General features: G+C 68.4%; 21 protein-coding genes, 1 tRNA gene and 1 pseudogene. 7 read left to right on the top strand and 16 right to left on the bottom strand.

Translation table 11 applies throughout. The annotated features are described in order from the left end of the window. The first annotated feature begins 8 nt into the window (after positions 1 to 8). Positions 9 to 767: an enoyl-CoA hydratase/isomerase family protein gene (locus tag IMW82_RS00390; RefSeq protein ID WP_211003536.1), complete on the top strand. Its 759-nt coding sequence runs from the start codon at positions 9 to 11 to the stop codon at positions 765 to 767. Positions 768 to 804: 37 nt separating this feature from the next. Here the strand turns inward: IMW82_RS00390 and IMW82_RS00385 are convergent, their stop codons facing one another. The 3 genes and pseudogenes from IMW82_RS00385 to IMW82_RS00370 all read right to left on the bottom strand — a co-directional run bounded on the left by IMW82_RS00385 (position 805) and on the right by IMW82_RS00370 (position 3,193). Beyond that, entirely contained in the window at positions 805 to 1,653 is an 849-nt protein-coding gene (locus tag IMW82_RS00385; protein WP_108471588.1) for a sulfurtransferase, read from the bottom strand. Next, positions 1,650 to 2,431 (bottom strand): annotated as a pseudogene (locus IMW82_RS00380) (DUF1289 domain-containing protein). Before IMW82_RS00380 ends, IMW82_RS00385 begins: the two are co-directional and overlap by 4 nt. Before the next feature lie 27 nt (positions 2,432 to 2,458). Continuing rightward, complete coding sequence (locus IMW82_RS00370; protein ID WP_108471591.1) at positions 2,459 to 3,193, bottom strand: FKBP-type peptidyl-prolyl cis-trans isomerase; 735 nt, start codon at positions 3,191 to 3,193, stop codon at positions 2,459 to 2,461. A gap of 154 nt (positions 3,194 to 3,347) precedes the next feature. Between IMW82_RS00370 and IMW82_RS00365 the strand changes: the two genes are divergently transcribed. Further along, positions 3,348 to 4,130: an enoyl-CoA hydratase-related protein gene (locus IMW82_RS00365; RefSeq protein WP_108471592.1), complete on the top strand. Its 783-nt coding sequence runs from the start codon at positions 3,348 to 3,350 to the stop codon at positions 4,128 to 4,130. 13 nt (positions 4,131 to 4,143) lie between these two features. On the opposite strand, the gene IMW82_RS00360 is transcribed toward IMW82_RS00365, so the two are convergent. From IMW82_RS00360 to IMW82_RS00335, 6 genes are all read right to left on the bottom strand, one after another. Next, positions 4,144 to 5,052 carry a DUF1684 domain-containing protein gene (locus IMW82_RS00360; RefSeq protein WP_211003535.1) on the bottom strand — a complete coding sequence of 303 codons (909 nt, stop codon included), beginning with the start codon at positions 5,050 to 5,052 and terminating at the stop codon, positions 4,144 to 4,146. Beyond that, positions 5,036 to 5,941 carry a DUF1684 domain-containing protein gene (locus tag IMW82_RS00355; protein WP_211003534.1) on the bottom strand — a complete coding sequence of 302 codons (906 nt, stop codon included), beginning with the start codon at positions 5,939 to 5,941 and terminating at the stop codon, positions 5,036 to 5,038. Before IMW82_RS00355 ends, IMW82_RS00360 begins: the two co-directional genes overlap by 17 nt. 34 nt (positions 5,942 to 5,975) lie before the next feature. Beyond that, a complete protein-coding gene (gene mutL, locus IMW82_RS00350) occupies positions 5,976 to 7,784 on the bottom strand; it encodes a DNA mismatch repair endonuclease MutL (protein ID WP_211003533.1) in 1,809 nt (602 codons plus the stop codon). A gap of 41 nt (positions 7,785 to 7,825) precedes the next feature. Next, positions 7,826 to 9,304: an N-acetylmuramoyl-L-alanine amidase gene (locus IMW82_RS00345; RefSeq protein ID WP_211003532.1), complete on the bottom strand. Its 1,479-nt coding sequence runs from the start codon at positions 9,302 to 9,304 to the stop codon at positions 7,826 to 7,828. A 165-nt stretch (positions 9,305 to 9,469) separates the two neighbouring features. Next, positions 9,470 to 9,946 (bottom strand): tRNA (adenosine(37)-N6)-threonylcarbamoyltransferase complex ATPase subunit type 1 TsaE, encoded by a 477-nt coding sequence (gene tsaE / locus IMW82_RS00340; protein WP_244754119.1) that lies wholly within the window; start codon positions 9,944 to 9,946, stop codon positions 9,470 to 9,472. After that, complete coding sequence (locus tag IMW82_RS00335) at positions 9,939 to 11,438, bottom strand: NAD(P)H-hydrate dehydratase (protein ID WP_211003530.1); 1,500 nt, start codon at positions 11,436 to 11,438, stop codon at positions 9,939 to 9,941. Before IMW82_RS00335 ends, tsaE begins: the two co-directional genes overlap by 8 nt. Before the next feature lie 15 nt (positions 11,439 to 11,453). Between IMW82_RS00335 and queG the strand changes: the two genes are divergently transcribed. Beyond that, on the top strand, positions 11,454 to 12,551 hold the full coding sequence (queG, locus tag IMW82_RS00330; RefSeq protein ID WP_211003529.1) for a tRNA epoxyqueuosine(34) reductase QueG: 1,098 nt from the start codon (positions 11,454 to 11,456) through the stop codon (positions 12,549 to 12,551). Positions 12,552 to 12,555: 4 nt separating this feature from the next. Here the strand turns inward: queG and panD are convergent, their stop codons facing one another. The 5 genes from panD to pcnB form a co-directional block, all read right to left on the bottom strand. Beyond that, positions 12,556 to 12,948: an aspartate 1-decarboxylase gene (gene panD / locus IMW82_RS00325; RefSeq protein WP_108471598.1), complete on the bottom strand. Its 393-nt coding sequence runs from the start codon at positions 12,946 to 12,948 to the stop codon at positions 12,556 to 12,558. 100 nt (positions 12,949 to 13,048) lie between these two features. Continuing rightward, a complete protein-coding gene (panC, locus tag IMW82_RS00320) occupies positions 13,049 to 13,894 on the bottom strand; it encodes a pantoate--beta-alanine ligase (RefSeq protein WP_211003528.1) in 846 nt (281 codons plus the stop codon). 17 nt (positions 13,895 to 13,911) lie between these two features. Beyond that, positions 13,912 to 14,703 carry a 3-methyl-2-oxobutanoate hydroxymethyltransferase gene (panB, locus tag IMW82_RS00315; protein ID WP_345777124.1) on the bottom strand — a complete coding sequence of 264 codons (792 nt, stop codon included), beginning with the start codon at positions 14,701 to 14,703 and terminating at the stop codon, positions 13,912 to 13,914. A gap of 93 nt (positions 14,704 to 14,796) precedes the next feature. Next, positions 14,797 to 15,276: a 2-amino-4-hydroxy-6-hydroxymethyldihydropteridine diphosphokinase gene (gene folK, locus IMW82_RS00310; RefSeq protein WP_211003526.1), complete on the bottom strand. Its 480-nt coding sequence runs from the start codon at positions 15,274 to 15,276 to the stop codon at positions 14,797 to 14,799. After that, positions 15,273 to 16,631 (bottom strand): polynucleotide adenylyltransferase PcnB, encoded by a 1,359-nt coding sequence (gene pcnB / locus IMW82_RS00305; protein ID WP_211003525.1) that lies wholly within the window; start codon positions 16,629 to 16,631, stop codon positions 15,273 to 15,275. Before pcnB ends, folK begins: the two co-directional genes overlap by 4 nt. Positions 16,632 to 16,817: 186 nt before the next feature. Here pcnB and IMW82_RS00300 point away from each other — a divergent pair. Together IMW82_RS00300 and fdxA are read left to right on the top strand one after the other, a co-directional pair. Beyond that, positions 16,818 to 16,893 (top strand) — tRNA-Glu (locus IMW82_RS00300). 175 nt (positions 16,894 to 17,068) lie between these two features. Then, positions 17,069 to 17,392 (top strand): ferredoxin FdxA, encoded by a 324-nt coding sequence (gene fdxA / locus IMW82_RS00295; protein WP_108471603.1) that lies wholly within the window; start codon positions 17,069 to 17,071, stop codon positions 17,390 to 17,392. A 67-nt stretch (positions 17,393 to 17,459) separates the two neighbouring features. Here the strand turns inward: fdxA and IMW82_RS00290 are convergent, their stop codons facing one another. Both IMW82_RS00290 and dapA read right to left on the bottom strand, forming a co-directional pair. Continuing rightward, positions 17,460 to 18,050, bottom strand: a complete 591-nt coding sequence (locus IMW82_RS00290; RefSeq protein ID WP_108471604.1) for a hypothetical protein — start codon at positions 18,048 to 18,050, stop codon at positions 17,460 to 17,462. A gap of 34 nt (positions 18,051 to 18,084) precedes the next feature. Beyond that, on the bottom strand, positions 18,085 to 18,981 hold the full coding sequence (gene dapA / locus IMW82_RS00285; protein WP_211003524.1) for a 4-hydroxy-tetrahydrodipicolinate synthase: 897 nt from the start codon (positions 18,979 to 18,981) through the stop codon (positions 18,085 to 18,087). A gap of 126 nt (positions 18,982 to 19,107) precedes the next feature. On the opposite strand from dapA, the gene IMW82_RS00280 reads away from it, so the two are divergent. Both IMW82_RS00280 and IMW82_RS00275 read left to right on the top strand, forming a co-directional pair. Continuing rightward, complete coding sequence (locus IMW82_RS00280; RefSeq protein WP_234411321.1) at positions 19,108 to 19,683, top strand: glycine cleavage system protein R; 576 nt, start codon at positions 19,108 to 19,110, stop codon at positions 19,681 to 19,683. A gap of 105 nt (positions 19,684 to 19,788) precedes the next feature. Continuing rightward, complete coding sequence (locus tag IMW82_RS00275) at positions 19,789 to 20,250, top strand: peroxiredoxin (protein WP_108471607.1); 462 nt, start codon at positions 19,789 to 19,791, stop codon at positions 20,248 to 20,250. Positions 20,251 to 20,304 lie beyond the last annotated feature (54 nt).

Here is a 20,304-nt window from a genome sequence, read left to right as displayed (position 1 = left end):
AGTTTTCCATGCTCAACCTCACCAACCACGACCACGGCATCCGCGAGATCCAGCTCGCCCGGCCGCCGGTCAACGCGCTGAACCTGGAACTGCTGCACGCGTTGCACGCCGCCGTCGACGACGCCGTGCAGGGCGGCGTGCGCGGCATCGTGCTGTCCGGTGCGCAGGGGCTGTTCTCCGCCGGCGTCGACGTGCCGGCCCTGCTGCAGCGCGACCGTGCCGGCGTGCGCGAGTACTGGCGCGAGTTCTTCGCGCTGTGCGGCAGCCTGGCCCGCGCGCCGATCCCGCTGGTCGCGGCGATCACCGGCCACAGCCCGGCCGGCGGCGCGGTGCTGGCGCTGTTCTGCGACTACCGCGTGATGGCCGAAGGCCCGTACCGGATCGGCCTCAACGAAGTGCAGGTCGGGTTGATCGTGCCCGAGGCGATCCAGCTGGCGCTGCGCCGCGTGGTCGGTACCTACCGCGCCGAACGCCTGCTGGTCGCCGGCGCGATGATCGAGTCCGCCGAGGCGCTGGCCTGCGGTTTCGTCGACGAACTCACCGGTGTCGACCAGGTCGCGACCCGCGCGATCCGCTGGCTGGAAAATCTGCTGGCGCTGCCCTCGCACGCCATGCTTACCACCCGCGCACTGGCCCGCGCCGACCTCGCCGCCGCCTACGCCGACATGGACGCGCTGCCGCTGGACGATTTCGTCGAGGCGTTCTTCCACCCGCAGACGCAGGCGGTGCTGCAGCAACTGGTCGCGCGGCTCAAAGAGAAGAAATGAACGTGCTGCAGGAGCGCACAGGGTGCGCTCCTGCACGTCAGCCGGTTGCCACCGGCCGCGACGGGTCGCTGACCCAGCCGCTCCACGACGGCGCGTACAGGCGCGAGCCATGCAGGCCGGCGTGTTCCATCGCCAGCAGGTTGTAGCAGGCGGTGACGCCAGAGCCGCACATGTGCACGACCTGGTCGGGCGTGGCCTCGCCCAGCACCGCGGCGAATTCCTCGCGAAGCTGCGCCGGCGGCTTGAAATGGCCGTCGGCGAGCAGGTTGTCGACGTACGGCCGGTTGCGTGCGCCGGGCACGTGGCCGGCGGCACGGTCCAGCGGCTCGACGTCACCGCGGTAGCGTGCGGCGGCGCGGGCATCGAGCAGCAGCGGCGCCGGCACGGCATGCAGGGCGGCATGGTCGACGATCACCTGCCGCGCATCCCAGGCCAGCGTCACTTCGGTCGGCGCGCGCGGAGGGACCGCCGTTTCCAGCGGCTGCCCGGCCGCCTGCCATGCGGCGATGCCGCCGTCGAGTACCGCCACGTCCCGTACGCCGGCCAATCGCAGCAGCCACCACAGGCGGGCGGCCGCCAGCGCACCCGGCCCGGCGTCGTAGCTCACCACCTGCAGGCCCGGCCTCCAGCCCCAGCGGCCGAGCACGGCGCCGAACGCCGTCGCCAGCGGCAGCGGATGCCGGCCGAGCCCCTCGGGCACGCGCGACATGTCGGACAGGTCGCGTGCCAGGTCGGCGAACACGGCACCGGGGATATGCCCAGCCAGATACTGGCGTTCGCCCTGCGCGCGATCGGCCAGGTCGACGCGGCAGTCGACGATCAGCACGTCGCTGGCCGGCAACGCGGCCAGCGCGGCAACGTCGATCAGGGTGGTCTTCAGCGTCATGTGCGTCCCATCCTCTGCAGCAGGTTGTACAGCATCGCGGCGGTGGCGCCCCAGATGCGATGGCCACCGTGGACGAATTCCACCATCGGCCGCTGCTGGCCGCGGAATTCCATCGTATAGCGGCGCAGGTTGGCCGGCTCCAGCAGGAACGCCAGCGGCACTTCGAACACTTCGGCCACCTCGTCCGGCGCCGGGTACAGCCGGGCCGCGGCGGCGATCTGCGCCACCACCGGGGTAATGCAGTAGCCGCTGATCGTCTCGAAGCGGTCGAGGTAGCCGAGCGGCGTCACCAGCGTGCGGTCCAGGCCGATCTCCTCCTCGCTCTCGCGCAGCGCGGTGGCCACCGCGTCGCCGTCGCCCGGGTCGCTGCGCCCGCCGGGAAACGCCACTTGGCCAGCATGCGCCTGCAGGCTGTCGTTGCGCACGGTAAGCACCAGCCGCGGCTGCACGCCTTCGCGAAAGCCCACCAGCACCGCGGCCGGCAAACGCTGGCTGTTGCCGAGCAACAGGGACATGTCCGCGTGGTTCCAGCCCGGCCCGGTCGGCGGCGTCGACAACGGCCGCAGCGCTGCCACCAGTGTGTCGATCATGGCGACGGTCGCAGCGGCAGGATGTCGCGCATCACGCGCAGCCGTTCGGCGTCGCTCATCCCGCGCCAGCGGCCGATTTCCTCGCCAGTGCGCCGACAACCGACGCAGTAGCCATCCGCATCCAGGCGGCAGATGCCGATGCAAGGGGTCAAGGGCGGAATGGGTGCGGGATCGGCGGCGTTCGACATGCCCCGCCATGCTACCACCGGAGCAACTTACGGCTGGCCGGAACCGGGCTTGATCGCGAGCAGTTCGATCTCGAATACCAGCGCCTCGTTCGGACCGATCCGCGGCAACGCGCCGGTTTCGCCGTAGGCCAGCTGCGGCGGGATCACCACCTTCCAGCGATCGCCTACGTGCATGCGCGGGATCACGTCCTGCCAGCCGCGGATCACCTTGTCGACGCTGAAGCTGACCGGTGCCCCACGCGCCCAGGTGCTGTCGAATTCGGTACCGTCCACCAGCATGCCGCGGTAGTTCACGGTGACCGTGCTGCTGACGGTGGGGCTGACCTTGCCGCTACCCGTGCTCAACACCGCGTACTGGATGCCCGACGGCAACTGCACCACGCCGGGCTGCTGGCGGTTTTGCGTCAGGTACCGGGCGCTCTTGCGCGCGTTGATGGTGGCGATCCGCTTGAACTCGGCCAGTGCATCGGCGTGCATCTGCTGGTCGAGCCGCTGCAACTGCTGATGCATCTCCTGCATCGACACACTGGGGTGGCGCTTGGCGTACGCGTCCTGGATCGCTCGCACCAGCACCGGGATCTCCACGTCAGGCTTGCCGTCGGCGAACTGGCTGCCGATCTGGTAGCCGATCGCGTAGGACAGCTTGGCCTTGTCGGGCTTCGGTGCCGACGTCGATACGGCACTCTGCGCGTGCGCCACGCCGCCCAGCAACAGCACTGCACCGAGCAGACCGCAACGCAGATGTGTGATGCCTTTCTCCACCGGGCCTTTCCTTATCGCGACAGTCGATCCTGACGGATCATCCTAAGCGGTTCGCGCGATTCGTGCAGCGCTGGCGCTCGTGGCTTGAGAAACCCTGCGGCGACAAAGGTTCCCGCTGCTACCATCGCGGGCTTGCACCTGTCAGGAGCCGCTCATGGCCTATCGCAACCTGGAAATCAGCAACCGCGGCGCCGTCCGCACGATCGTGGTCAATCGTCCGGACAAGCTCAACGCGCTGAACCGCGACACCCTCAACGAACTAACCATCGCGTTCACGCAGGCCGCGCAGGACGACGCCGTGCGCGTGGTGGTGTTGACCGGCGCCGGTGAGAAGGCGTTCGTCGCCGGCGCCGACATCGCCGAAATGAACGGCTACACGCCGGTGCAGGCACAGGGTTTCTCGCGCGCCGGCCAGCGTCTGATGACGTCGATCGAGCGGCTCGGCAAGCCGGTGATCGCGCGGGTGCAGGGTTTTGCACTCGGCGGCGGCATGGAGCTGGCGATGGCCTGCCACCTGCGCGTGGCCAGCGAGAAGGCAAAGTTCGGCCAGCCGGAAATCAATCTCGGCCTGATCCCGGGCTTCGGCGGCACCCAGCGCCTGCTGCGCCTGGCCGGCCGCGGCGCGGCGCTGGAGCTGTGCCTGACCGGCGCGCCGATCAACGCGCAGCGTGCGTACGAGCTGGGCCTGGTCACCCGCGTGGTGGCGCCCGAAGCGCTGGACGAAGCAGTGAACACGCTGGCTGACCAGCTTGCCGAGGCCGCGCCACTGGCCGCCGCCGGCATCCTCGACGCCGTGCTGCAAGGTGGCGAGACCGCGATCGACCAGGGCCTGGAGTTCGAGACGCAGGGTTTCGCGCTGGCGTTCTCCACCGAGGACATGCGCGAGGGCACCACGGCGTTCCTGGAAAAGCGCAAGGCCGAGTTCAAGGGACGCTGATCGCAGGAGCCCGCTAGTCGTTAGGGTGGCCGCGGAACTTCATCTCACCCGCGGTCACCGACAGCTTCAGCCGATTCTCCGGCGGCGCCAGCGGGCAGACCACGTGCGGGGTGATCGCGCACGGCGGGTTTTCGGCCAGGTTGAAGTCCAGCAGCACCTTGCCGTCCTTCGGCGCCGCGGCGTACAGGAAGCGTGCGCCGCCGTAGGTCAGCCGCCCCGCCGTGCGGTCGCTGAACACGAAGAACAACCGACCGTCCTCGTCGATCGGCAGCAGCTCCCAGGTGTGGCCGTCGCGGTGGAACACCGCCTTGCCCGCGATCGGCGTATCGCTCACGGTGCCGGTGACGTAGGCGATCTTCAGCATGTGCGGCACGGGGAACGGCACCCAGTCCGCCTCGATCCGCCAGGACGGGTCGATCGGGAAATAGTCGAAGCCGGGAAAATGCGTGCGCAACGGCGCGTCATTGTTCTTCGCGCGCAGGCCGCGCTGCGTGCCGTTCTCGATCACGTACAGGTAGCTGCTGCCGAAGCCCGCGCGGGTCGGCTGCTTGCCGTCGGGACCTTGCGTACGCAATACGTTGACGATCGCCGCGGGCTGGCCGTCGATCGTGATCCCGCGGGTTTCCGCCAGGTGCAGGCTGACCTGTCCGTCCGCCGTCAGCTGCAGCGTCCCCAGGTGCGCGGGTGCGCCGGGAATCTCGAAGCGATTGTCTGCCGCGCTGCCCACGCTGTTCGCGCCTGGCTGCAGCCAGCCCGAGGCGGTGAGTGCCAGATAGCCGTCCATCTGCTTAAGCTGCTCGACGCGCTCGGCACGTGCCTGAGTCACCGCAGCCGCATAGTCGGCCGGCGTGGTGGCGCGCAGCGGGAATGCGGCCAGCAAGCCCAGCGCGACAACCGCGCAGCACTCAGTGATGCGAGCCACGGTAGTTCTTCTCGCCGGCGGTGACGCGCAGGTCCAGCCGGTTTTCCGGCGGCGCCAGCGGGCAGGTGGCGAACGGCGTGAACGCGCACGGCGGGTTGTACGCCTTGTTGAAGTCCAGCACGACCTTGCCGTCTTTCGGCGGGTCGATGTACAGGAAGCGCGCGGCGCCATAGGTTTCCTTGCCGCTGGTGCGATCGGCGAACACGATGAAGTACTGCGCGTCGCCGGGCACCTCGATCACCGGCAGGATCTCGAAGTGCTTGCCGTCGCGGCCGAACTCCAGCTTGCCCGGCACCGGGTACTTGTCGATGGTGCCGATCGCCGTGCCCATCTCCAGCGTCTCGCCCGGCTGCGCCGGCACCCAGGTCGCCTCGATTCGCCACGACGGGTCGACCGGAAACGCATCGATGCCGGCGAAGTGCTTGCGCGAGGGCGCTTCCGTGTCCTTGACCCGCAGCCCCTTGCGGCCGTCGCGGTCGATCACGTAGAAGCTCGCGCTGCCGAACGCTACCCGCGTGGGCGCGGCGTCGCCGGCAACGTGGGCGTCGTCCAGCAGCGGCGCTTCGGCCACGGCCTTGCCGTCGATCGTCGCGCCGCTGTCCTTGTCCAGCACGATGCGCATGCTGCCATCGCGCGCCAGCGTGACCACACCCAGATGCGCCGGCCCGGTACCCAGCACGATGTCGTTGTCGGCGGCACTGCCGACGCGGTTTGTCCCTTCCTTCAGCCACTCCAGCCCGATCAGGCTCAGCCAGCCGTCCGGCGTGGTCAGCCGTTCGACCCGACCAGCCCGCCACTGCTCGATGCTGTGCTTGTAACTATCGACGTCGGCGGCTTGCACGGTAGCGACTCCCAGTATGGCGGCAACAAACAGGCTGGTACGTATCATCACTATCTCCAGCGAAACGTTTCTTGAAGGCGCGTCAACGGCCGCGCATGAACAACTTGTCGAGCTCGGCCACGCTCAGCTGGACCCAGGTCGGACGCCCATGATTGCATTGTCCGGAGCGCTCGGTCGCCTCCATCTCGCGCAGCAGTGCATTCATCTCGGGAATGGTCAGGCGCCGGCCAGCACGCACCGAACCGTGGCAGGCCATGGTCGAGAGCAGCTCGTTTTCCAGCTCCTGCAGACGGCGTGAGCTGCCGTGCTGGGCCAGTTCGGACAACACGTCGCGGCTGAGCTGGCCCACGTCGGCGCCTTCCAGCAGCGCGGGAATACGCCGCACCACGATCGTCGCCGGGCCGCTGCGCGACAGCTCCAGGCCCCATTCGGCCAACGCCTCGGCGTGCTCCTCGGCGGCGGCGGCTTCCTTCGCGCTGACCGCGATGGAAAGCGGCACCAGCAGCACCTGCGAGCGCAGGTTGCTGGTAACGCGGCCGGACTTCAGCTTCTCGTAAGTGATCCGCTCGTGCGCCGCGTGCATGTCGACCAGCACCAGGCCGTACGCATTCTCGGCCAGCACGAAGATGCTCTTCAGCTGGGCGATCGCGAAACCGAGCGGTGGTGCCTCGCCCTCTGCCGTTTCCGGCAACGGCGCGGGCGCACTGGCGATGGATGGCGCAGCACCGAGCAAGGCCGCGTAATCGGCCAGCGGCGCCTCGCGCGTACCCAGGCTCAGTCGGCTCTGGCTGGACGGGCTGGGCCAGGTCGCGCCACCGGATGAGGGGGAGCCCGCATACGCGTAGCTGGTCATCGGCGCCGGCTCCGCCGCCGGCAGCGTGCCCAGCCCCGCGCGCGTCTGTGCCAGCGCCTCGTGCAGGGTGCGGAACAGGAAGTCGTGCACCAACCGCTGTTCGCGGAACCGCACCTCGTGCTTGGCCGGGTGCACGTTCACGTCGACGCCGGTCGGGTCGAGTTCCAGGTACAGCACGAACGCGGCGTGGCGGCCGTGGAACAGCACATCGGCATACGCCTGGCGCACCGCGTGGGCGACGATGCGGTCGCGTACCAATCGTCCGTTGACGTAGAAATACTGCGCGTCGGCCTGCGCCCGCGAGGCGGTGGGCAAACCGACCCAGCCGGACAGGTGCAGCCCGGCCGCGGCGTGGTCGATGCGCAGGCTCTGCGCCGGGAACTCGTCGCCTAATACTTCGGCCACCCGCTGCAGCTGCGCCTGCTCGTCGCGCGCGGCCGTCCAGATGCGCACCGGCTTGCCATTGTGGCTGAGCCGGAATTCCACCGAACCGCGCGCCAGCGCCAGCGATTTCAGCAGGTCGTCGATGTGCGCGAATTCGGTGCGTTCGGCGCGCATGAACTTCTTGCGCGCCGGCACGTTGTAGAACAGGTCGCGCACCTCGACGCTGGTGCCCGGCGGGTGCTGCGCCGGACGCGCCGCCTGCAGCTTGCCGCCGTCGACCTCGATGCGGAACGCGGCGTCCTGGTCGCGCGCACGCGAGGTCAGAGCGAAGCGCGCCACCGACGACACCGAGGCCAGCGCCTCGCCGCGGAAACCCATGCTGGCGACGTGTTCCAGATCGTCGAAGCTGCCGATCTTGCTGGTGGCGTGCGAGGCCACCGCCAGCGGCAGCTCGTCGACATGGATGCCACCGCCGTCATCGCGCACGCGGATCAGGCGCGCGCCGCCAGCCTCGATCTCCACTTCGATGCGCGCGGCGCCGGCGTCGAGGCTGTTCTCGACCAGCTCCTTGACCACCGAGGACGGCCGTTCGATGACTTCGCCGGCGGCGATCTGGTTGATGAGTTCGGGGGGAAGCAGGCGGATGACGGTCATCCGCGAACTTTAGCAGCGAACGCCCAAGTGCCGCCGCGAAGTCAGCCGGCGGGAATGGTCAGCGTGGTGCCGGCACGGACCGTGTTGCTGTTGATCTGGTTCGCGTTCTTCAGCGCACCGACGCTGACGCCATACTGCTTCGCGATGCTGCTCAGGCTTTCGCCACGCCCGACCTTGTGCACGTCGCGCACGGACGCCTGGCCGGATGACTGCCTGGTGCTGGAAGCCAGCTGCACGCCATTACGTCGCGCCGCCTCGGCAGCGAACCAGGTGCCCGGCGGCGGTGTGGATTCGAAATAATTCCTGACGCCGCCCATGACCGCTTCGGCGAGCTTTTTCTGGTGCGCCGGATCGCGCAGCTTGCGCTCCTCGGCGGGATTGCTGATGAAGGCCGTCTCGACCAGGATCGACGGCACGTCCGGCGAACGCAGCACCACGAAGTTCGCGCGCTCGACATAACCGCGATGGGTCGGACCCAATCCTGCAAGCGCCTTGAGCACGTTGCCGGCGACCACGTCGCTGGCCTGCATCGCCCAACCCTGCTGCAGGTCCAGCAGCACCTTGGCCAGGCTGTCGTCCTTGTCGTCCAGCGAGGTGCCGCCGATCAGGTCGGCGCGGTTCTCGCGATCGGCCAGCCAGCGCGCGGCCTCGCTGGTCTTGCCGCGCGGCGACAACACCCACACTGACGAACCCTTGGCATCGTCGCTGGTGAAGGCGTCCGCGTGAATTGACACAAACAGGTCCGCATTGTGTTCGCGGGCGATCCGGTAACGTTGCGCGAGCGGGATGAAGAAGTCGCTGTCGCGAGTCAGCACCGCCTTCATGCCGGGCTGACGATTGATCTGCGCCGCGAGCTCGCGCGCCACCGCCAGCGTGACGTTCTTTTCCAGCGTGCCGCCGGGGCCATGCGCGCCCTGATCCTTGCCGCCATGCCCGGCGTCAATCGCCACCACCACCTGGCGCTGGCCGTTGAGCATCGCCGCAGCCTGCTCGGCGGCGACCCGGCGGCTGTGCGTGGGATTGCTGTAGGACGCGGCGGCCACCGGCCTGGCTGCCGGCGCTTGCGCGACCTCGGCTGTGGTGCTTTCAGTGGCGGCAACGTCACCGGCGACCTCGGCCGCGTGGCTGGCCGGGTAGAAATCCAGCACCAGCCGGTAGTTGCCGTCGTCATTCGGCTTCAGCAGGAAACTCTTCAGGCGGCTGGCCGGGTCGACCTTGGCGGTGACCTGCATGCCGCGGCCCAGCCGCGAATGACTCATGCCGCGAAGCAGGCCCTGCGCGGACGGATCGGAAAAATCGCGGCTGGGGCTGCTGTCCGGCAGTTCCACCACGACCTGGCCATTCTTCTGGCTGATCGTGTACTGCAGCGGACCGGAGGCATCGAGCACCAGGCGGGTGTACTCGGGACCTGCCCAAACGCGGGCATCCTTCACCTGGGCTGCACTGAGCGCTGCCACGGGCATCAGCGCCGCGATTGCGACGACAAAACCGCCTGCCCACTTGTTCAGGTAGCCCCTCATGCCCTGCATTGAAGCGCAGCCCCGTCGGCATTGCAAGACTTTTCCCTTGAATATCCATGACCTGCGGATCATTCATCAGGTGAGATCAAGTTACGGGGTGCAACTTGCGTATTCCACTGGAATCGTTTCCTGAATGCCGTCCGGCAAATTTTCCAAGGGAAATAATTACTTGGCGAGCCGGTCGAGCAGGCGCCTGCCACGCGGGCCCTGTGCGCGCAGCAAGGCATGACGGCCGGCGCCGGCGTAATCGAGCAGCAGTTCCGCATCCGCTGCCGGAAGCGCTCCGGCGCCTCGCTCGGGCCATTCCACCAGTACCACGGCAGCCGGATCGGCCAGCGCGTCCAGGCCCAGCCACTCCAGCTCGGCAGGATCGGCGATCCGGTACAGGTCCAGATGCCAGGCCGGGCGATCCTTCGCCAGATAGCCTTCGATCAGGCTGTAGGTGGGACTCTTGACCCGCTCACCGACGCCGAGGGTGGTCAGCAATGCGCGGGCAAAACTGGTCTTGCCGGCACCCAGCGGGCCATGCAGGTAGAGCACCAGGCCCTCATCCAGCGCCCCCGCGACCTGCGACCCGAATGCCGCCGTGGCAGCTTCGTCGGCCAGCGACCAGCGGAGTCCGTCATCGACTTGCTCAATCATGTTCACGCTCATAACCGGTCACGCCATTGCCCAGCGCACGAATCGGCGCCAACAGATCACTGGCCAGCAAGCCACGCTCACCCTGGCGGGCGGCAAGATCGCCCGCACGGGCGTGCAGGCCCGCGCCAAGACAGGCCGCCTGCCATGCACTGCAGCCTTGCGCCAGCAGTGCCGCCACGACACCGGTGAGCAGGTCACCCATGCCGCCGCTGGCCATCCCTGAATTGCCCCACGGACAGACGTCCAGACGTCCATCCGGATCGGCAACAAGACTGCCTGCACCCTTCAACACCACGACGGCGTGGTAGCGGCGCGCGATTTCGCGTGCCGCGGCGAAGCGATCCTGTTCGACCTCTCCGGTGGTGATTCCCAGCAAACGTGCCGCCTCACCCGGATGTGGCGTCAGCACGGTCGACGCGGTGAACCGGCGCGGCTCGCGTGCGAGCAGGTTCAGTCCGTCGGCATCGAGCACCAGCAGCTTGTTCGCATCCAGCGCGGTCAGCCACAGGGCATGCCCCCAGCCCGCCTGTCCCAGGCCGGGTCCCAGCGCCAGCACGCTGGCCCGTTCGAGCAGCGGCGCCAGTGCTTGCGGCCCGTCGACACCGTGCGCCATCAGTTCCGGCCGCGCCGCATTCAGCGCGAACACATGTGCCGCCCGCGTCGCCACGCTGACCAGGCCAGCGCCGGCGCGCAACGCCGACTCCCCGGCCAGGCGTACGGCGCCGGCCATGCCGTGCTCGCCGCCAATTACCAGCACGTGGCCGTAGTTGCCCTTGTTCGCGTAGCGCGCGCGCGGCGGCAACGCCTCGGCAACCAGCAAACGTGCGTCGGGCAGCGTGTCGGCATAGACGCTGTCCGGCACGCCCAGGGTCGCCAGTTCGAGCACGCCGACCTGATCGGCCGCGCGTCCGGTGTGCAGCCCGCGCTTGCCGGCGATGAAGGTCACCGTGACATCCGCGCGGATCGCCGCGCCGGGACAGCTGCCGGTATCCGTATCCAGGCCGCTGGGCACGTCCAGCGCCAGCACCGGGCGGCCGCTGCGATTGATCGCCTCGATCAGCGTGGTCGCGGCCGCCTCCGGCGCGCGGTTGAGGCCGATGCCATACAGCGCATCCACGTGCAGCTCGGCGTCGGGTAGCGCTCCTTGCGCATCCCACAAGCGCACCCGGCCACCGCCCGCTTCCCACGCTGCGCGTGCCGACGCGGCGTCGCCGTGCGAGGTAGCCGTCAGCGCCACCAGCTCGACCTGCAGGCCCGCCTCGCGCGCCAGCACGCCGAGCAGGAAACCGTCGCCGCCGTTGTTGCCGGGGCCGCAGTGGATGCAGACCTGCTGCAGTTGCGGCCAGTGCCGGCGCAGGCTGTTCAACGCGGCACTGGCCGCGCGGCGCATCAGCTCGGGGCCGGAGATGCCCAGCGCCGACAACGCCGCACGCTCCATCGCGCGCAACTGTTCGACGGTATGCAGATGGCGGCTGTAGGGATGGGCAGGCATGCGCGGATTATAGGCATGGGCCGCCTCTACAATAGGCGGATGTCCAGCACCACCTCGTCCGCTTCGCCCGATTACGCCGCGCTCGCGCGCGACATCAAGCGCTGGGCGATCGAACTGGGTTTCGCTGACGCCGGCATCAGCGGCACCGACCTCGGCGACGACGAGCAGCACCTGCAGCGCTGGCTCGAGGGCGGTCATCACGGCGAGATGGAATACATGGCGCGGCACGGCACCAAGCGCACCCGCCCGGCCGAACTGGAGCCGGGCACGCAGCGGGTGATCTCGGTGCGCATGGACTACATTCCGCCCGGCACCGCGAATGCGTGGGACGTGCTCGGCGACGCCGAAGCGGGTTACGTATCGCGTTATGCGCTGGGGCGCGATTACCACAAGCTGATGCGCAACCGTTTGCAGAAGCTGGCCGAGCGCATCCACGGCGTGGTCGGCGACTTCGGCTATCGCGCCTACGTGGACTCCGCGCCGGTGCTGGAGAAGGCGCTGGCACGCAACGCGGGACTGGGCTGGATCGGCAAGCACACCGTGCTGATCAACCGCCATGCCGGCTCGTACTTCTTCCTCGGCGAGCTGTACACCGACCTGCCGTTGCCGCTGGACGAACCGGCCAGCGCGCATTGCGGCACCTGTACGCGCTGCATCGAGGTGTGCCCGACGCAGGCAATCCTGGGGCCGTACCGGCTCGACGCCAAGCGCTGCATCTCGTACCTCACGATCGAGTTGAAAGGCAGCATCCCGGAAGAACTGCGCACGCCGATGGGCAACCGCATCTTCGGCTGCGACGACTGCCAGCTGGTGTGCCCGTGGAACAAGTTCGCGCAGGCGACCGCCGAGCCGGATTTCGCGCCACGGCACAGCCTCGATGGCGCGAAGCTGGTCGAGCTGTTTGCATGGCGCGAGGACGAATTCCTGAAGCGCACCGAAGGCATGGCGATCCGCCGCACCGGCTACGAAGGCTGGCTGCGCAACATCGCGGTGGCGCTGGGCAATGCGCCGAAGTCAGTGGCAGCAATCGAGGCGCTCAACACCCGCGCCGACCACCCGTCGGCGGTCGTGCGCGAGCACGTGGCGTGGGCGCTGGCGAAGCAGCGCAGCTGACAGCTCAGGCCGCGGCCATCTGCTTGGGGATGGAACGGTTGGTGTGGCTGATGCGGTTGCCCGCGCCCGCCGCGATGTAGACGCAGGTGGGCTGGTACTGTTCCAGTTCCGCCTCGCTCAGCTGCACGAAGGCCGCGATGATGATGACATCGCCTGCCTGCGCGCTGCGTGCCGCGCTGCCGTTGACCGAGATGATGCCCGAGCCTTCCTCGGCGCGCAGCGCATAGGTGACGAAGCGCTGGCCGCTGTTGACGTTCCAGGCGTGGATCTGCTCGTACTCGCGGATGCCCGAAGCATCCAGCAGCAGACCGTCGATCGCGATCGAGCCCTCATAGTGCAGCTCGGCATGGGTCACCGTGGCGCGGTGGATCTTGGCCTTGAGCATGTTCAGGTGCATGACATTCTTTCCGGCAGGGACAGCCTGCAAAGTCCGCAATTATCGAACCGATGACGTTGCACCGCAACATCAGCGGCAACGCCCCCGATATGCGGGCAACTCAGTCGAGCAGCAAGTTGTCGATCAGGCGGGTATGGCCAAGACGGGCCGCGACCAGCGCCACCAGGCCTCCGCGCTCGTTTTCAGCCGGCTCGGCCAGGTCCTCGGCACGGCGGATTACCACGTAATCGGGAACGAAGCCCGCCCGTTCGAGGCGCGCGGCGGCGGTCTGCTCGATGGCCTGCCACGGATGCCCCTGCGCCAGCAGTTCACGCATCTTCTGCAGGGTGTCGTGGATCAGCGGCGCGCGTGCACGCTCCCCGGCGCTCAGGTACTGGTTGCGCGAGCTCAGCGCCAGGCCGTCGTCGGCGCGCAGGATCGGCGCTGCCACCACCTTCACCGGCAACCCCAGGTCGCGCACCATCCGCTCGACCACCTTCAGCTGCTGGAAGTCCTTCTGCCCGAACACCGCCACGTCCGGCTGCACCAGGTTGAACAGCTTGCACACCACGGTGGCCATGCCGTCGAAATGCCCGGGGCGATGCGCGCCTTCCAGCGTGTCGGTGATCTGCGGCACGCGCACGCTGACGCTGTGCGCGGGACCAAACGGATACATCGTGGTCACGTCCGGTGCGAACAGCAGGTCGCAATCCTGCTCGGCCAGCGCCGCCTGATCCTGCACCAGGGTGCGCGGGTAGCGGTCGTAATCCTCGTTCGGCCCGAACTGGGTGGGATTGACGAACACGCTGGCGACCACCCGCTCGGTGCGCGCGCGCGCCAGCCTGATCAGCGACTGGTGGCCCGCGTGCAGGTTGCCCATGGTCGGCACGAAACCCACCGTCTGGCCTTGCGTGCGCCAGCCGCGGATCGCGGCGCGCAGGGCCGGGACGTCTTGTACGGTCTGCATGGGCAGGCTCGCTCAGGTCAGTTGAAGCAATGCTCGGGGGCCGGGAAGGCGCCGCTGCGCACGTCCTCGGCGTAGGCAGCGATTGCCGCGCCGACAGAATCGCGCCCGGCCAGGAAATCCTTGCTGAACTTCGGCCGCTTGCCCGGAGTGATGCCCAGCATGTCGTGGATCACCAGCACCTGGCCGTCGCAATGCGGGCCGGCACCGATGCCGATCACCGGGATCGTCAGCGCCGCGGTCACCCGCTGGCCCAGTTCGACCGGCACGCCCTCCATCACCAGCAGGTCCGCCCCCGCCGCCTGCACCGCCAGCGCCTCGGCCAGCACGCGGTCGGCGGCAGTCTGCTCGCGACCCTGGATCCTGAAGCCGCCGAACTTGTGCACCGACTGCGGAGTGAGCCCGAGATGCGCGCAGACCGGGATCGCGCGTGCGGTGAGCGCCGCGATCGCCTCCAGTACGTGCGGCGCGGCGCCCTCGATCTTCACCATCGCCGCGCCGGCCTCGCCGACCAACCGCGCGCCCGCTTCCAGCGCATGCGCCACGTCGCGGTCGGCCATGAACGGCAGGTCGGCCACCAGCAGCGTGGCCGACAGCCCGCGCGCCACCGCCGCGGTGTGGTAGACCATGTGCTCCAGCGTCACCGGCAGCGTGCTGGCATGTCCCTGGATCACCATGCCGAGCGAATCGCCGACCAGCGCGATGTCGACGCCGGCCGCCTCCAGCTGCCAGGCAAAACTGGCGTCATAGGCGGTGAGCATCACGATGCGCCGTCCCTGCGCCTTCATCGCAAGCAGGCCTGGCACGGTCACCGGCTTGCGGTCGGGGACACTGGCGTTCTGCACGTACACGGCAATTCCTGGGATGGGGTGGCCGCCGATTATCCGGCGCGCCGCGGTGATGGCTCAAGCCACGCGTTCACAGCCGGTCAGATCGAGCCGGGCGAGCAGCTCCGCTACCGTAGTCTGCCCGGACAAGCGCAGCGTGGGCGCAATATCGTGCAGGGGCAACAGCACGAACGGCCGCTCGGCCATGCGCGGATGCGGCAGGGTCAGCTGCGGGTCGTCCAGTTGCACGTCGTCGACGTGCAGCAGGTCCAGATCCAGCGTGCGCGGCCCGTTGCGCTCGCCGCGCACGCGGCCGGCGTGCTGCTCGATCGCCAGCAAGGCGTTCAGCAAGGCGTGCGGCGACAGCGCAGTGTCCAGTTCCACCGCGGCATTGATGAAGGGTGGCTGCTCCAGCACGCCCCACGGCGGCGTGCGGTACAGCCGCGAACGCTGCAGCAGGCGGGTGTCGGGCAGGTTCGCCAATGCCTCCATGGCGTCGAGCAACTGTTGCCGCGGGTCGCCGAGATTGCTGCCCAGCGCGACGTAGGCCAGGGTCACACGGAGCCCGATTTGTCGACTGACCGGCGCCGCCGGCGGCGCGGGCGCGGCGGCCTGGCGGCTACCGGCGGCGCCACATGATCACTGGCACAGCTGCCGCCGCCGGCCGGCAGCGCGGCGGCCAGCACATCCTGCGGCAGCTGCTGCGCATGCGCCCACCACTGGCCCAGCTCGCGCATTGCCGGTGATTCGTCGCCGCGCAGCAGCAGGAAATCGAACGCGGCGCGAAACCGCGGGTGCGTCATCAGGCGGAACACCCGCTTGCGCTGGACCTGCTCGAAGCGCGGCTGCAGTGACCAGATCTCCTCCATGGTGAAGGTGAACCGGCGCGGGATCGCCACCCGCTGACACTGTTCACCGACCACCTGCGCCGCGGCGCGCGACCATGCCTCGTTGCCTTCGACGCCGCGGCCGATCAGCTGGTGCGCCACATCGCGCACCTCGCCCCACAGCAGCACTGCGAACAGGAACGCCGGGGTCACCGACTTGCCCTCGGCGATCCGCGCGTCGGTGTTCGCCAGGCCATGCTCGACCAGCGCCCGCAGCGCCTCGTCGCCGCGCTTGAGCGCACGCGCGGTCGCCGGGAACAGGAATTTCAGCAGGCCGCTCTGCTCCAGCATGCGGAAACTCTTCAGGCCGTTGCCGGCCAGGAACATCTTCAGCGACTCGTCGAACAGCCGCGCCGGCGCGGCGTCGGCCAGTAGCGGCCCCAGCGTCTCGAACGGCGCCATCGCGGCCGCGTCGATGCGCATGCCGAGCTTCGCCGCCAGCCGCGCTGCACGCAGCATGCGTACCGGGTCTTCGTGGTAACGGGTGTCCGGGTCGCCGATCAGGCGCAGCACGCGGTCTTGCAGGTCCTGCATGCCGCCAACGTAGTCGCGCACGGAGAAGTCGCTGATGTCGTAGTACATCGCGTTGACGCGAAAGTCGCGGCGCAGCGCGTCCTCCTCGATCGTGCCCCAGATGTTGTCGCGCACGATGCGGCCGTCGATGATGTGGCGGTCGCCCTCGCCGCCCTCCTCGCCGGTGCCGCGGAACGTGGCCACCTCGATGATTTCCGGGCCGAACACCACGTGCGCCAGCCGGAAACGGCGGCCGATCAGGCGGCAGTTGCGGAACAGCTTCTTCACCTCGTCCGGGGTGGCGTCGGTGGCCACGTCGAAGTCCTTCGGCTGCAGCCCCAGCAACAGGTCGCGTACCGCGCCGCCGACCAGGTAGGCGGCGTAGCCGGCCTCGTTGAGGCGGTACAGCACGCGCAACGCCGCCTTGCTGATGTTCTTGCGCGAGACGATGTGCTGGTCGCGCGGAATGACCCGCAGCGTCGGCGTGGCGTCGGTCCTCGATTCGGGATTCAAGCGGTCGGAGTCCTTGCAGGGCGAAGCTGCCCGTGGGTTGCAATATATCGCGACGTGGCGCATCGCGAACCGCCCCGCAAGACGCGGGCGCCCGATGGTTCCTGTCTTGCGACAGCGCAGACCCATGCGCTGCAGGCATTGCCGGGCGAAACAATTCCGCTATACTAGCGCGCCTCGCTGCATAACGCTCCCTTCGTCTAGTGGCCCAGGACACTGCCCTCTCAAGGCGGGAACACGAGTTCGAGTCTCGTAGGGAGCACCATTTGCTTTTGCAATCTTCCGTGATTGCTCCAGTTGGGCCGACCAGTGCCAACGTACAGCCCGGCGCCACTGGCTGGATCAAAAGCGGCCATCCATGGCTGCATTTTCCACAAAAACCGACGCGCTGATTTGCCGGGTCGCCTGACACACTTCCCACAAGCAGGCCAAAACCGCCCATGACCTTTGTCGTCATCGACAACTGCATCAAGTGCAAGTACACCGACTGCGTCGAGGTCTGCCCGGTCGACGCCTTCCACGAAGGCCCCAATTTCCTGGCGATTGATCCGGATGAGTGCATCGACTGCACGCTGTGCGAGCCGGAGTGCCCGATCAACGCGATCTACCCGGAAGACGACGTGCCGGCCGGCCAGGAAGGGTTCGTGGCGCTGAACGCCGAACTGGCCAGGAGCTGGCCGGTGATCACCGAACGCAAGGACGCCCTGCCCGACGCCAGGGACTGGGAAGGCAAGCCGGACAAACTCGAACTGCTGCAGCGCTGAAGTCCATCTGCAAAAAAAGAACGCCGCCCCGAGGGCGGCGTTCTTTTTGGTGGCTGTGCGCCGGCGATCAGCCGCCCAGGCGCGACTTCAATGCATCGATCACCTTGCCCACGGCGGCAGCGTTGCCTTCGGCGCGGACTTCGCTGGCCGCCGTGCCGCTGCCGTTGACGCTGATCTGCACCTGGTGCGAGCCGGCGCCCGGAGCGGATGCGGAACCACTCTTGTCGCGCCCGAACAGGCGGCCGAAGAAGCCTTTCTTCTTCTGCTGAGCCACGGCGTCGGAAACATTCAGCGTGTAGCTGTGGGTGGCGTCGTCGTGACCGGCCAGTTCGCCCAGGCTGCCGCTCTCCAGTACCTGGCCGACCCGGCGATAGGCGTTGTCGACGCTGTCGGCCAGCACGAAGCCATCGCTGATCTGGCCGCCGGCCGAACCGACGCGGGCGGTGGCGCCATTGGCGGTCGGCTGGTTCGCACCCGGTGGCGGGATGACCAGCGCTTCGCTGGTCGACGGCCGGTCGAGGCTCGGCGGGATCTCCAGCGGAGCTTCCTGCACGGCCCTGTCCCACGCCTTGTGCGAGCGGAACGCGCCGCAGCCGGTAAGCAGCAGGCCACCGAGGGCCACGGCCGGCAGGGCCACGAGGAGCGAGGTTTTCTTCATGTAATCGGATTCCGTGAGGTAAGTCAGGCAACCGTCAACCGGCTGCAGTCGCCAAGGATGCCAGACTGGACAGCGCTTGGTGCAATCGGGCGCGATCCGGACCGTCGTTCAGTTCCACCAGCGGCAACCGCGGCAGGCCCAGCCCCAGTCCCAGCACGGGCAGGCCGGCCTTGACCGCGATCGGGTTGGGCGCGCAGTTGAGCGCCTGCACCAGCGGCTCCAGCGCGGCATGGCAGCGCGCCGTCGCCACCTGGTCGCCGGCAGTGGCCGCATCGCACAGGGCGCGGAACGCCTGCGGCACCAGGTTGGCCACCACCGAGATGGTGCCGGCGGCGCCGGCCAGCATCGCCTCGCCGGCGCTGCCGTCGTCGCCGGACAGATAGACGAAATCTTCGCGCACAAGTTCCGCCAGCGCCAGAATCCGCTCGCGATCGCCGCGCGCCTCCTTGATGCCGATGACCGCCGGGTGCCCGCGCAACGCGGCCACGGTCGACGGCAACAGGTCGCAACCGGTGCGGCTGGGCACGTTGTACAGCAGCACCGGCAGGCCGCCGTGCTCGGCCACTTCCAGGAAATGCCGACGCAGGCCCTCCTGGGTCGGGCGCACGTAGTACGGCGTCACCAGCAGCGCCGCATCGGCGCCCAAGGTCTTCGCGCGGCGGGTCAGCGCCACCGTCTTGGCGGTGCCGGCCTCGCCGGTGCCAGCGATCACCGGCACCCGCCCGGCCACGCGCTCGAGCGCGAACGCCAGCAGGCGATCGAACTCGTCGTGCTCCAGCATGTGTGCTTCGCCGGTGGAGCCGGCCACCACCAGCGCCTGGGTACCGCCGGCCAGCTGATGATCGATCAGCCGACCGAACGCATCCAGGTCGAGCGCGCCATCGGCCGCGAACGGCGTGGCCAGCGCGCAGATGCTTCCGCGAATGTTCAAGACACGATTCCGCTACAAGGCTAGCTGTCCATGTTACTTGCCGCCTCGCGAGGCGGGCAAGTAAGCTCGACCGGAGTAGTCTCATGACCCCGCACCGCGCGGACAGACGTCCACAGGCAGACCCTCTTGAAACCTTCCCCCGGCCCTTCCTCCGCTGCCACGCGCTCGGGCAATGACAACCAGTTGCTGATCCACGCGCTCACCGCGACGACCAAATCGCCGCTGCTGGCGCTCGCCCGGCGCATCGCCGACGCCGGCTGCAACCTGTCCGAGTCGCGCGTATCCACCATCGGCACGGAAATCTCGCTGATGCTGCTGGCCACCGGCGCGTGGGACGCGCTGGCCAAGCTGGAAACCGCGCTGGCCAAACTGGGCCGCGACGAGAGCATGCACCTGGTGCATTACCGCACCGGCCCACGCCAGGACAGCTCGCACCTGCTGCCATACCTGGTGGAAGTGGTGGCGGCCGACCGGCCCGGCATCGTGGCGCGCATCGTGGATTTCTTCAGCCAGCACGGGATCAGCGTGGAGCAGTTGAACTCCACCCGTTACCAGGCGATGCAGACCGGGGCAGAGATGTTCCAGGCCCAGTTCACCATCGGCATCCCGGCGGAAATCCATATCGCCGCGCTGCGCGACGACTTCCTGGAACTGTGCGACGGCCTGAACCTCGACGCGATCATGGACCCGGTGAAATTCTAGGATGCGCCAGCGCGACAGGCCTGGCAAGGCTGTCATCCGCCACGGCCGTCGCGCTAGTCTCTGCCACGCACACAGGCGAAACCCCGTCGGGTTTCCGGAGAGACCATGCCAGACATCGGAAAGAAGGCCCCTGCCCTCAGCGGCACCACCGGCGACGGCAGCATCATCAAGCTCGCCGACCTCAAGGGCCAATGGGTGGTGCTGTACTTCTACCCGAAGGATTCCACCCCCGGTTGCACCAGCGAGGCGCAGGATTTCCGCGACCTCTACCCCGCGTTCCGCAAGCGCCATGCGCAGATCGTCGGCGTATCGCGCGACTCGGCGAAATCCCACGCCAACTTCGCCGCCAAGCAGGCACTGCCGTTCCCGCTGGTGTCCGATGCCGACGAAACCTGGTGCAAGGCGTTCGACGTGATCCACGAGAAGGTGCTGTACGGCAAGCGCCACCTGGGCATCGTGCGCAGCACCTTCCTGATCGACCCCGACGGCAAGCTCGCCGCCGAATGGCGCGGCGTGAAGGTGCCCGGCCACGCCCAGGCCGTGCTCGACGCCATTCCCGCGCGTTGACCGCCACGCCATCCATGGCCATCGCCCGCCGACTCCCTCCACCCACCAGCGAGG

Source organism: Rhodanobacter sp. B2A1Ga4, from assembly GCF_018101315.1.
GTDB lineage: Bacteria > Pseudomonadota > Gammaproteobacteria > Xanthomonadales > Rhodanobacteraceae > Rhodanobacter > Rhodanobacter thiooxydans_A.
The sequence above is the reverse complement of the archived record's forward strand: the minus strand, read 5'-3'. Positions and strand labels throughout refer to the sequence as shown.